The sequence below is a fragment of the Lactiplantibacillus garii genome (genome assembly GCF_003885105.1).
Taxonomy (GTDB): domain Bacteria; phylum Bacillota; class Bacilli; order Lactobacillales; family Lactobacillaceae; genus Lactiplantibacillus; species Lactiplantibacillus garii.
The window spans coordinates 1-12,609 of sequence record NZ_QWZQ01000031.1 but is presented as its reverse complement, the minus strand read 5'-3'; the positions used below and the strand labels follow the sequence as shown (position 1 = coordinate 12,609).

Sequence of the window (12,609 nt, the reverse complement as noted above, 5' to 3'; positions counted from 1 at the left end):
AAAAAGGAGTGTCCAAACAATTCGCTTGGCACACTCCTTAAATTGATTAAATCTTTAAATACACCGGTTATTGATCCGTATCGACGTTACCGAGGCTTTCAGTAATTAAAGTGGCGGTTTCTTCGATCGACTTATTGGCAACGTTAATGACTAAGCAGCCAATTTTCTTGAACACTTTATCCGCGTATGCCAATTCGTCCTTGATCTTATCGGTGTTGGAGTACATCGTGTCGGGGTTTAACCCGTACTGGACCATCCGCTGACGCCGAATGTCGTTCAGTTTTTCGGGGTCGTTGGTTAAACCAAAGATCTTTTTCGGATCAACTTTCCAAATTTCATCGGGAATTTGGGCCTGGGGAACGAGCGGCAAGTTGGCGACTTTTAAGTTCCGGTTGGCCAGGTAAAGTGATAACGGGGTCTTGGACGTCCGTGAGACGCCTAGTAAAACGACGTCGGCTTCTAAGAAGCCGGTCGGGTTTTTGCCATCGTCGTAGGTCACGGCAAATTCGATGGCGTTGATCCGGTCAAAGTAGTTCGTGTTTAACGCGTGAACCGTGCCGGGATGGTTGGACGGTTGAACGTGGGTGATTTCAGAAAATGTGTCTAGGGCCGGCGTCATGACGTCGTAATAGGGCAATTCGTGGACCACGCAGAAATTATTAACGGCTTGGCTGAGCTTACGGTCAACGAAGGTGTGAAAAACCGCGGCGTGTTCTTTTTGGGCCTGTGTGAGGACCGTTTGTAAGAGTGACTTGGTACGGACGAAGGGGAACCGCTGGTAGCGGATCTCGTATTCGGAAAATTGGGCCGCGGCGGCTTGGGCAACGCCGTGGGCCGTTTCACCGACGGAATCGGAGATAATAAAAATTTTAATTTCTGACATGGATTTAACCTCATTTCGGTTCGATAATGTCTCTAGTGTAGCATAGCACCGGGCTTATGAAAACGATTTACTGTCCGGGATAACGGACTTGTTAACGATTATTTGTAAGAATCTTAAAACTTTTGTTGACGGCCTTTTTGGATTTATGTATAATTTACTAGAACAGTTGCGTTATGTAAGTATGCATAATTTGACGGTTACTTTTTAAGCTCGGAGGGAGGGAATTTAACATGGCAAAAACAGTCGTTCGTAAAAACGAATCTCTTGATGATGCTCTTCGTCGCTTTAAACGTACCGTTTCAAAAAGTGGTACTTTACAAGAATACCGCAAACGGGAATTCTACGAAAAACCAAGTGTGAAGAAGAAGTTAAAATCTGAAGCAGCTCGTAAGCGTAAGAACCGTCGTCGTTTCAAGTAATTAGTTCATTGTAACTAATGAATACTTGCTACGAGGAGGGCAACCAATGAGTCTTACAGATGAACTCAATGGTGATCTTAAAGCTGCGATGAAGGCACGCGATAAGCAAAGCTTGAGCGTTGTGCGCATGCTGAAGTCGGCGTTGATGAATGAAAAGATCAACGCGGGCCATGATTTAACTGCCGATGAAGAAGTGAGCGTGGTTTCACGTGAACTGAAGCAGCGGCGCGAATCATTAAGCGAATTCGAAAGTGCTGGTCGTCAAGATTTAGTTGACGGCGTTAAAGCTGAAATTGCAATCGTTGAGAAGTACATGCCGAAACAACTGTCGGACGAAGAAGTCCAGCAGATTGTGGCGGCGACCATTAAACAAGTCGGAGCAACCGGTAAGGGTGACTTTGGTAAGGTAATGGGTGCCGTGATGCCGAAGCTGAAAGGCAAGGCGGACGGTAAACTAATCAACCAAACAGTTAAATCATTATTGAATTAACGGTAAAGTCGGGGAAGTGTTTCCCCGGCTTTTTTGGTGTGCCGGTGGTTTGGGGACCGAACGGGCGGTCGCGCTGGTAGGTGGTGCGCTTTTATGCTATGATTAGTTAACAAATACCCGTTTAAACGGCGTGGTTATCACACTGCTAGCGGGTCCCACCAATTTTGGTGGTAACTAAATCTGTTTATAAAGGGGTTCACGTTTTTGACTGAAAACTCAAAATATGAACAAAAATTTTTAATTGCTGATCCCGCCCAGTCGGTTGCACTATTAGGCCCGGAAGACGCCCACTTGGCGCTCCTAGAGGACGGCCTGCACGTTAATTTACACGTGTTTGGTGATCAAATGACCATCAGTGGTGACGACGAAGCGGCCGTGCATAACACGCAAGCCGTCTTGGATAATCTAACGAGTTTAATTAAACAGGGCATCCAAATTGGCGCGCCCGACGTGATCAGCGCGATTAAAATGGTCAATCGTGGGACGTTGGAGTACTTCAAAGACTTATATTCGGAGACTCTGATCAAGGATAACCGCGGTCGGCCAATTCGGGTGAAAAACTTTGGTCAGCGCCAGTACGTTCAAGCCGTTGCTAAGAGTGACATCACTTTCGGCATTGGACCGGCCGGGACTGGGAAAACCTACTTGGCCGTTGTAATGGCAATTGCCGCTCTAAAACGCGGCGACGTTGAAAAATTGATTTTGACCCGCCCGGCCGTTGAAGCCGGCGAAAGCCTCGGCTTTTTGCCCGGGGACTTAAAGGAAAAGGTCGATCCGTACTTACGGCCAATTTACGACGCCCTTTACGATATTTACGGGGCGGAGCACACGCAGCGGTTAATGGACCGCGGGGTAATTGAAATTGCGCCATTGGCCTATATGCGGGGACGGACGTTGGACCACGCCTTTGTTATTTTGGACGAAGCGCAGAATACGACCAACGCGCAAATGAAGATGTTTTTAACGCGGCTCGGTTTTGGCGCCAAAATGATCGTCAACGGGGACATCTCACAAATTGACCTGCCCCGCAATACGACTAGTGGCCTCATTCAAGCCGAACGAATCTTAGGTGGAATCAGTAACGTTTCATTCGTTAAGTTTACGGCGGATGACGTGGTTCGTAATCCGGTCGTTGCAAAGATCATCACGGCGTACGACCGCGTGGAACAAAAGTAGACGGAGGAAATATGGATTTAGAATTATATGATCAAACCGTGAACGGGGCGCAACCCGAACAATTACAGCTAGTGCGCGATTTAATTGATTTGGCGGGGCAAACCCTTGAGTTAAGGGACGACACCGAAGTTTCGGTGACCTTAATGAACAACGATGCGATTCAAAAGATCAATGAAGAGTACCGCGGGGTCGACCGGCCGACCGACGTGATCAGTTTTGCCATTAATGATGACGAAGACGACGACCCCATCATTATGGACCCGGAGCTAGCGGCCGAATTACCGTTAAACTTAGGCGATATCATGATTTCCGTGGACAAAGTTGCTGAACAAGCGGCCTTTTTGGACCACTCCCAGGCACGGGAATTAGGGTACCTCGTTGTGCACGGTTTCCTGCACTTAAATGGTTATGACCACTTGACTCCGGCGGATGAAACGAAAATGTTTGGCCTGCAGCGCCAAATCTTAGATGCTTATGGCCTCAAAAAATAGACCAGACCGGCTCCAAGTCGGTAAAAACCATTCGTTTTGGCAGTCGTGGCTGCACGCCTGGAACGGTCTGAAAACGGTCGTCGTTGAAGAACGGAACATGCGGACGCACTTAGTTTTGGGTGTGCTGGCGTTACTCTTAGGCTGGTGGGTCAATCTAACGGTGAACCAGTGGCTCTGGCTGTGCTTGGTAATTTTTATGGTGATGCTGTGTGAAATCAATAATACGATTGCGGAAAACATTTGTGACCTCGTGACCGGACCGCATTACCACCCGCTCGCCAAAAAGGTCAAAGACATCGCGGCCGGTGCCGTCGTTTTTGCGGCGGCCTTTGCCGTGCTAGTTGGTCTCATTTTATTTGTTCCCAAACTGTGGCCGTTACTCATGGCCTGGTTGTAGAAAGGAAAGTTTTATGGCAGAAAATACTGCATTTCATTCCGGCTTTGTGGCGATTATTGGTCGTCCGAACGTCGGTAAATCAACGTTATTAAACCGAATCGTGGGTCAAAAAGTGGCAATTATGTCCGATAAGGCTCAAACGACCCGGAACCGAATTCAGGGGATTTACACCACGAGTGATACCCAGATGGTTTTCATTGACACTCCCGGGATTCACAAACCACACAGTCGGTTAGGCGACTTTATGGTCAAATCGGCACTGTCCACGTTGGGCGAAGTTGACGCGGTCCTGTTCATGATCAACGCCGACGAGCGCCGCGGGGCCGGTGACAATTTCATCATTGACCGGTTAAAAAACGTGAAGAAGCCGATTTACTTAGTCATTAATAAAATTGATCAGGTTCACCCCGACCATTTATTAGAAATTATGGATCAATACAAGGATGCCTTACCATGGAAGGAAGTTTACCCAATTTCCGCTTTGGAAGGTAACAACGTTGATGAACTCTTGACCACCTTGAAGGCGCAGCTGCCAGAAGGGCCCCAATACTACCCGTCTGATCAAATCACGGATCACCCGGAACGGTTTATCATTTCTGAACTGATCCGCGAAAAGGTCTTAGAACTCACCCGCCAAGAAGTTCCGCATTCAACCGCGGTGGTGATTGACTCGATCAAACGTCAGGATGAAGAAAAAATTCACGTGCAGGCGACCATCATTATTGAACGTCCGTCCCAAAAGGGCATTATCATCGGTAAGGGCGGCAGTATGCTGAAAAAGATTGGTTCAATGGCCCGTAAAGATATTGAGCACTTGCTCGGTGACAAGGTTTACCTAGAACTCTGGGTCAAGGTCCAGGAAAACTGGAAGGATCGGCAAGATCTCTTGGCCAGTTATGGTTACCGTTCCGACGATTATTAATAAGTAGTAGGTGAGAACGTGGCGCAGCAAATGATTACCAACTTTAACGGCATCCTGCTGTTTCGACGGGATTACCGGGAACGGGATATGCTGATCAAGTTTTTGACCGCGGAATACGGGAAGAAGATGTTTTTCATCCGGGGGGCCCGCCGACGCGGGTTTAAGATGGCGGCCGAACTGCTGCCGTTTACGATGGGTGAATACGTTGGTGACTTGCGGGACGGCCTGTCCTACATTAACAGCGTCAAATCGGTCCAGTATTTTGAACACATTAGTCAGGACATTGCCTTAAACGCCTACGCGACCTACGTCATGAATCTACTAGACGTGGCCTACCCGGATAATCAACCGGTGGGCCGCTGGTACCAGCAATTAACCAGTGCACTACGGCTAATTGATCAGAACGTGGCCCCGGCCCTAGTGGCAAACGTGGTGGAAATTCAAATGCTGGGGGCGTTCGGGGTGGCCCCGGAATTACGTTGGTGTACCGTTTGTGGGCGGACCGACTTACCGTTTGATTACTCAGAAAGTTACGGCGGGCTGTTGTGTCAGCAACACTGGCACTTAGACCCGCACCGACTGCACGCGGCGCAGGCCGCCATCTTCTATTTGCGAAAGTTTTCGGTGCTCGACTTGTCCAAGGTCCATTCAATTAAGGTTAAACCAAACACCGCTGCCCAGTTGCGGCGCATTCTGGATGAGATTTATAATAATTCGGTCGGGTTACGGTTGAAGTCTAAACGCTTTATTGATCAAATGGGCAGCTGGTATCAGCCGTTAAAGCCGCGTGGTGAAGATTGACAAACGCCGGTTCATCGGCTATGATGATGAAGAACTGAATAGTTAAGCGTTGATGAGAGAAAGTGAACGTGGTTTGATTCCCAGTGAGGTCGCGGTGGTGCGAAGCGATCAGTCAGACGCGTTGATTGGCGCTCTCGGAGCTTTATAAACATTAATCAAGCTGCTGAGGTTACTCAGAAGTAGGGTGGAACCGCGAAATCAATCGTCCCTATGTCGTTTTTAGCAAACGGCAGGGGACTTTTTTTGTGGTTTTAGCCGTTCAGTCACTAATTTTGGGAGGAAAACCATGAGCAAAAAATTATCAGTGCAAGAGATTATTTTGACCTTGCAGAAGTTTTGGTCGGACCAGGGTTGCATGTTAATGCAGTCTTACGATACTGAGAAGGGGGCCGGGACGATGAGCCCGTACACCTTCTTGCGGGCAATTGGTCCGGAACCGTGGAACGCGGCCTACGTTGAACCGTCACGGCGGCCAGCCGACGGGCGTTACGGTGAAAACCCGAACCGGTTATACCAACACCACCAATTCCAAGTAGTGATGAAGCCGTCACCCGAAAATATCCAAGACTTATACTTGCAAAGTCTTGAAAAGTTGGGCATTGACCCATTGGAACACGACATTCGGTTTGTGGAGGATAACTGGGAGAACCCGTCCATGGGTTGTGCCGGTGTTGGTTGGGAAGTTTGGTTGGACGGGATGGAAATCAGCCAGTTCACTTATTTCCAACAAGTCGGCGGACTCGAAGTTGACCCGGTCACCTCCGAAATCACCTATGGGTTGGAACGGTTGTCGTCGTACATTCAAGACGTTAATTCCGTGTTTGACCTCGAATGGGGCGACGGCGTCAAGTACGGGGACATCTTCTTGGAACCAGAATTCGAAAACTCCAAGTACGCCTTTGAAGACAGCAATGAAGACCTGCTGTTAATGTTATTTGACGAATACGAAAAAGAAGCTAAAAAACAAATTAAGAATGGTTTGGTCCACCCGGCCTACGACTACTGCTTAAAGTGTAGTCACACGTTCAACTTAATGGACGCCCGTGGCATGGTTTCCGTTACGGAACGGGCCGGTTACCTAGACCGTATCCGTAACATGGCGAAGTCGATTGCCAAAGAATTCGTGGCACAACGCGAAAAACGGGGCTTCCCACTCTTAAAACACGCACAGGAGGAAACGAAATAATGGCTAAAACTTATTTGCTTGAAATCGGTTTGGAAGAAATGCCGGCACACGTCGTTACACCGAGTGTGTTACAACTGAAGGAACGCATGACGAAGTTCTTAAAGGATGAACGCCTGGGCTTTGAGACCATTAAAACGTTCTCAACGCCGCGGCGGTTGACCGTTGAAGTCAGTGGGCTTGATGACAAGCAGGCTGACGTTAAAAAGGAAGTCCGCGGACCGGCTAAGAAAATCGCCCAGGATGCGGATGGTAACTGGACAAAAGCCGCAATTGGCTTTTCTAAGGGCCAGGGTGCGTCGACGGACGACATCGTTTTTAAAGACGTTAAGGGGACCCCGTACGTTTTCGTGCAAACTTTTACCGCGGGCAAAACCGCGCAAGAAGTTTTGACGGCCGGAATCAAGGACGTTATTACGAAGATGAACTTTCCGACGATGATGAAGTGGTCAACGTACAGCTTTAAATATATCCGGCCAATTCGCTGGTTAGTTTCGTTACTGGACAACGAAATCGTGCCGATCCAGATCTTAGACGTTAACGCTGGTCGGACAAGTCGGGGCCACCGCTTCTTGGGCCACGACGTTGAAATTAAAACGGCGACCGATTACGAAGCCGACTTGGCAAGTGTCTTTGTCGTCGCCAACGCTGACAAACGTAAAGCCACCATTCGTAAACAAATCGCGGCTTTGGCCGAACAACGAAAATGGCAGATCAAGGTTAACGAGGATCTATTGGAAGAAGTTAACAACTTAGTTGAATACCCGACCGCCTTTGCGGGAGATTTTGATACTAAGTACTTGACGATTCCGGACGAAGTCTTGATCACGTCCATGCGGGATCACCAACGGTTCTTTTACGTGACTGATGACCAGGACAACTTGTTACCACACTTCGTTTCGGTGCGTAACGGGAACACGGAGCACCTCGAAAACGTGGCGCGCGGGAATCAAAAGGTTCTAACGGCCCGTTTGGAAGACGCCGCTTTCTTCTACCACGAAGATCAGCAGCACTCGATCCAGGAATACGTGGAACGGCTTAAAAAGGTTAGTTTCCACGATAAGATCGGGACGATGTACGAAAAGATGCAGCGGGTCATGTACATTAGCGGCTTCCTGGCAAACCAGTTTGGCTTATCAGAAACTGAAAAGAACCAGTTACACCGGGCTGCCCAAATTTACAAGTTTGACTTAGTGACCGGGATGGTCGGTGAATTCCCAGAACTTCAAGGGGTCATGGGTGAAAAGTACGCCGTTTTGAAGGGTGAAGATCCGGCGGTGGGCCAAGCCATCCGCGAACACTATTTACCAGTTAGTGCCGACGGTGATTTACCAAAATCTAAGGTTGGTGCCGTGCTGGCAGTTGCCGATAAAATCGATTCCATCAGCAGTTTCTTTGCCGTGGGCTTGACGCCGAGTGGGTCTAACGATCCGTTTGCTTTACGGCGACAAGCGTTCGGGATCGTGCGGATCGTGCGTGACCAAGGTTGGGACTTTCCAATTCGGAAGTTCGAAGCCGAGATTCAAAAGGAATTGGAAGCCCACGACGCGACGTACAGCTTAGACTTTGCTAAACAAACCACGCCGGTCGCGGCCTTCTTAACGGACCGGGTCAAGCAATGGTTCAGTAACCAAAAGCTGCGTTACGACATTGTTGACACGGTGGTTAAAGGGAGTCGGCAGGATATTCGGGAGATGTTCAAAGCGGCCGACGTTTTGAATGCTCATCAGGATGATCCTAAGTTCAAGGATACCATTGAAGCCTTTACCCGTTTACTCCGGATCACGGCTAAGGCCGATTTGAGCGTGGGGGACTTGACGGTGGATCCGGCACTGTTTGAAAATGACGCTGAACAGCACTTGTACGACGCCGTTGTTGAATTACAAAAGCAGATCACGCCGGATATGCCGATGGAAGCACGTTTTAAGGCACTGGCTGGTTTACGGCCGCTGATCGTCGACTACTTTGAACAAACGATGGTTATGAGTAAGGATGAAAAGGTCCGTAACAACCACATTAAGCAATTACTGATTATTGCGCAAATGGTCAACGTCATGGGTGACTTAAACCAATTAATCGTTAAATAGCGGTTAAGCGCGTATAATGTGAGGAAGTCTGGTAGTGGCCAACCACTGCGCGGACTTCCTTTTTTATGTTAGACAAAACTTATAAAATCGTCTAATAAGTGTGACTTATTATTGCATTGCTGTCAAGCTTGTGATAATATATATTCTGTAAAAGTTCGCACGTTAATAGTCGCATCCCGATTCAGTGGTGCGGCTTTTGATTGTTGTGAACCGTTTGGTTGTTTTGTCGTAGCGTAAGAAATGGGGTGGCAAAGTGGCCAATCGAATTCCTGAAGAGAAGGTTGATCAGGTCCGTTCCGCGGTCAACATTGCGGACTTCATCGGACAGTACGTCCAGTTAAAAAAGGCCGGTAAGAACTTATTTGGCCTGTGCCCGTTTCACGAAGAGCGGACGCCGTCTTTTTCGGTAAATGAACAAAAACAAATTTTTCACTGTTTTAGTTGCGGTCGCGGGGGGAACGTTTTCTCGTTCATCATGGACCTGGAGAACTTATCCTTTCCCGAAGCCGTTGTTAAAGTTGCGGAATTTGGTCACGTGGACCTGCCGACTAACTATACGGCGCAAGCACAACCGAGCACGCCCAAGGATCAGCAACAGGCCGACCTGTTAAAACTATACGCGGACAGTGCCAAGATGTATCAACACATTTTGGTCAACACCGAGTTAGGTGAGCCGGCGTTAGCTTATTTACGCGAGCGGGGGTTAGACGATGATACCATTGCCACCTTTGGCATTGGCTATGCGCCTAAAAACCAGTTACTGCTCGATTTTTTCAAAGAACACGGAACCGATTATCAGTTGTTGCGCCAATCGGGTCTGTTCATTGAAAACCAGGCCGGGGAGTTGCGGGACCGGTTCGTGGACCGGGTGCTGTTTCCAATTAAGGATGCGAGTGGTCGGGTGATCGCCTTTTCCGGGCGGATTTTAACGAAATCCCCGGACGAGCCTAAATACCTTAACAGTCCCGAAACGAAGCTATTCAATAAGCGCAACGTGTTGTTTAACTTTGATCTGGCCCGTGGCGCGATTCGCCAGCGTAAAGCGGTCGTGTTATTTGAAGGGTTTATGGACGTGATTGCTGCTTACCGGGCCGGATTACCAAACGGGGTGGCCTCCATGGGGACCAGTCTGACCAACGAACAGATCTACATGCTGGAACGGGTGACCGACCAGCTTTACATCTGTTATGATAGCGACTTGCCCGGACAAAAAGCGACGGATCGGGCGCTCAAGCTTCTCGGCGATAACAGCCGCTTAAAGCTTGGTGTGATTCAAATGCCCGACGGGATGGACCCGGACGAGTACTTGCGGCACGCCGGTCAAGAAAAATTTGTGCAGGTTTTTGAGGACGGTAAGCAAACACCAACCGCGTTTGAAATGACCTATCTGCGGCACGATTTAAACTTGCAAAACACTCAGGACCAGCTGACGTATTTAAGCGCTGTGCTGAATCAACTGGTCAAGTTATCTTCGAGTGTTGAACAGGACCTTTATTTAAACCAGTTAGTGCAAGAATTTGGGTTAGATAAGGACGACTTAAAGCAACAGTTGCGGTCAATGATTGGCCAACGGTCGGTGCACCACACCGCCACGCGCCAAGCCCCACCACCCGCACCGGCACCCTTGACGCCGCCACCCGCTACGGTGACGGGGGAGACTGGTAATCGCGGCCCGCTAAGTCGGGTCGAAAAAGCGGAACGGCTCTTACTATTCCGGTTGCTACACGACCACGACGTCTGGTTACGGGTGATGGCCATTGCGGGGTTTCACTTCGTTCACGATCCGTATCAGCAGATCTTAGTATACGCGGAAGCGTACTTTAAGACCCATAATCAGTTCGACCTCGCAAACTTTACCGACTTCATGGCCGATACTAGTTTGCAACCGGTGCTGACCAGCTTAGAATTTATGGACGTTGCCAGTCAGTCGTCAAAAGAAGAGGTTGCGGACCTGGTCAACGTGATCATGAACCAGCAACCGCTGGTGGAACAAATTAACGGTAAAAAAGCCGAATTAACGGCGGCTAAGCAGATTGGGAACCACGATCTGGTTCAACAATTGACCTTGGCATTAATTGAGTTATATCGCAAACAACAGCAAGTGCAACAAGCTGACAACTTATAGGAGGCTACTACATGGCAAAAGCAAAAGCAACGACGGCTTACGATAAAGCCGTTAAAGCATTAATCAAGGATTATAAGAAGACTGGTAGTATCAAGTACGACGAACTATCAGACAAGATTGCGGCGCCTTACAAACTAGATGCTAGTGGCATTGATAAGTTACTACAAAAAGTTGAAGACGCTGGAATCAGTGTCGTAGACGAAAAGGGCGATCCCGATATGCGGGCCGTCAAGAGTGTTAAAAAGGTCAGCAAAAAGGAACTAAGTGACGCTGGTTCCGCCTCGGGGATCAAGATCAACGACCCCGTGCGGATGTACTTGAAAGAAATTGGCCGGGTCGATCTATTGACCGCCGACGAAGAAGTTGCGTTGGCGTTACGGATCGAACAGGGTGACGAAAGTGCCAAGCAGGAATTAGCTGAAGCTAACTTACGGTTGGTCGTTTCAATCGCTAAACGTTACGTTGGTCGCGGGATGCAATTCCTGGATTTGATTCAGGAAGGTAACATGGGGCTGATGAAGGCCGTTGAAAAGTTTGACTATCGCAAGGGGTTCAAGTTTTCAACGTACGCTACTTGGTGGATTCGTCAAGCGATTACGCGGGCAATCGCGGACCAGGCCCGGACGATTCGGATCCCAGTCCACATGGTTGAAACCATCAATAAGTTGATTCGGATTCAGCGGCAATTACTCCAAGACCTCGGGCGTGAACCTACTCCCGAAGAAATTGGGGCTGAAATGGATATGCCGACCGAAAAGGTTCGTGAGATCTTGAAGATCGCGCAAGAACCCGTGTCACTCGAAACCCCAATTGGTGAAGAGGACGACTCACACTTAGGCGACTTCATTGAAGATCAGGACGCCACTTCACCAGCCGACGCGGCCGCGTACGAACTGCTTAAAGAACAGTTGGAAGGGGTACTTGATACCTTAACTGACCGGGAAGAAAACGTCTTGCGGTTGCGGTTTGGCTTGGATGATGGCCGGACCCGGACTTTGGAAGAAGTCGGAAAGGTCTTCGGTGTCACCCGTGAACGGATTCGTCAAATCGAAGCCAAGGCGTTGCGGAAGTTGCGCCACCCATCCCGTAGTAAACAATTAAAAGATTTCTTAGAATAGTTTGAACTTTACGGTGTACCGGTAAACGGTGCGCCGTTTTTTTTATGGGCGCACAAAAAAAATCTGTGACAGAACAACTAGGTAAAATGCGGACGTAAGTATACGCTAAAATTGGCTTAACGACGGGGATTATTTGTACAAGAAATCATTACGCTGCTGTTTCGTTTTAGGTGCCGTGCTAACTAGCAGATTAAATAAATCCAAGTAGCAATCCTAAGCTAAGCACGTTGTGGTCTTAAGCCGGATTGCAAAAATTTGTTTATTTTTATGTACAATGCTGGAATTATATTTTGCGTTAGAGGTGATTAGTCGCGCGTCCTGCGATTACATTTTAGTGGCGGTAGTTTTCAAGCTGGGCGCCGTGCTTATTCTATAAGTAAGAAACAAAACTAATTATCGCTATGATGTTATGTTTATGATAATAGACATAATTTAATTAAACGAAAAATCGTGGCAGTGGGGTGGGATTAGTTAGTTTTTATCATGGTGGAATAAGTTTGTATAAATAGTGGAGTTA

12 protein-coding genes are annotated in these 12,609 nt (G+C 48.4%); 11 read left to right on the top strand and 1 reads right to left on the bottom strand.

The features are described from left to right. Positions 1-67: 67 nt before the first annotated feature. Complete coding sequence (locus D1831_RS09425) at positions 68-883, bottom strand: pyruvate, water dikinase regulatory protein (protein WP_125072690.1); 816 nt, start codon at positions 881-883, stop codon at positions 68-70. A gap of 230 nt (positions 884-1,113) precedes the next feature. Here D1831_RS09425 and rpsU point away from each other — a divergent pair, with 230 nt between their 5' ends. From rpsU to rpoD, 11 genes are all read left to right on the top strand, one after another. Continuing rightward, positions 1,114-1,302, top strand: a complete 189-nt coding sequence (rpsU, locus tag D1831_RS09420; RefSeq protein WP_003638914.1) for a 30S ribosomal protein S21 — start codon at positions 1,114-1,116, stop codon at positions 1,300-1,302. A 46-nt stretch (positions 1,303-1,348) separates the two neighbouring features. Continuing rightward, positions 1,349-1,792 carry a GatB/YqeY domain-containing protein gene (locus D1831_RS09415; RefSeq protein ID WP_125072689.1) on the top strand — a complete coding sequence of 148 codons (444 nt, stop codon included), beginning with the start codon at positions 1,349-1,351 and terminating at the stop codon, positions 1,790-1,792. A gap of 204 nt (positions 1,793-1,996) precedes the next feature. Next, a complete protein-coding gene (locus tag D1831_RS09410) occupies positions 1,997-2,968 on the top strand; it encodes a PhoH family protein (protein ID WP_179950321.1) in 972 nt (323 codons plus the stop codon). 11 nt (positions 2,969-2,979) lie between these two features. Next, positions 2,980-3,459 carry an rRNA maturation RNase YbeY gene (gene ybeY / locus D1831_RS09405; protein ID WP_125072687.1) on the top strand — a complete coding sequence of 160 codons (480 nt, stop codon included), beginning with the start codon at positions 2,980-2,982 and terminating at the stop codon, positions 3,457-3,459. After that, complete coding sequence (locus tag D1831_RS09400; protein WP_125072686.1) at positions 3,443-3,856, top strand: diacylglycerol kinase family protein; 414 nt, start codon at positions 3,443-3,445, stop codon at positions 3,854-3,856. Before ybeY ends, D1831_RS09400 begins: the two co-directional genes overlap by 17 nt. 13 nt (positions 3,857-3,869) lie before the next feature. Further along, positions 3,870-4,778 carry a GTPase Era gene (gene era / locus D1831_RS09395; RefSeq protein ID WP_125072685.1) on the top strand — a complete coding sequence of 303 codons (909 nt, stop codon included), beginning with the start codon at positions 3,870-3,872 and terminating at the stop codon, positions 4,776-4,778. A 30-nt stretch (positions 4,779-4,808) separates the two neighbouring features. Beyond that, positions 4,809-5,579: a DNA repair protein RecO gene (gene recO / locus D1831_RS09390; protein WP_125072712.1), complete on the top strand. Its 771-nt coding sequence runs from the start codon at positions 4,809-4,811 to the stop codon at positions 5,577-5,579. A 286-nt stretch (positions 5,580-5,865) separates the two neighbouring features. After that, positions 5,866-6,765, top strand: a complete 900-nt coding sequence (gene glyQ / locus D1831_RS09385; protein ID WP_125072684.1) for a glycine--tRNA ligase subunit alpha — start codon at positions 5,866-5,868, stop codon at positions 6,763-6,765. After that, the gene (glyS, locus tag D1831_RS09380) at positions 6,765-8,849 is read left to right on the top strand and encodes a glycine--tRNA ligase subunit beta (RefSeq protein WP_125072683.1); all 2,085 of its coding nucleotides are present in this window, start codon (positions 6,765-6,767) and stop codon (positions 8,847-8,849) included. Before glyQ ends, glyS begins: the two co-directional genes overlap by 1 nt. Positions 8,850-9,102: 253 nt before the next feature. Beyond that, on the top strand, positions 9,103-10,974 hold the full coding sequence (gene dnaG / locus D1831_RS09375; protein ID WP_125072682.1) for a DNA primase: 1,872 nt from the start codon (positions 9,103-9,105) through the stop codon (positions 10,972-10,974). An 11-nt stretch (positions 10,975-10,985) separates the two neighbouring features. Beyond that, positions 10,986-12,092 carry an RNA polymerase sigma factor RpoD gene (gene rpoD / locus D1831_RS09370; protein WP_125072681.1) on the top strand — a complete coding sequence of 369 codons (1,107 nt, stop codon included), beginning with the start codon at positions 10,986-10,988 and terminating at the stop codon, positions 12,090-12,092. The last annotated feature ends 517 nt before the right edge of the window (positions 12,093-12,609 follow it).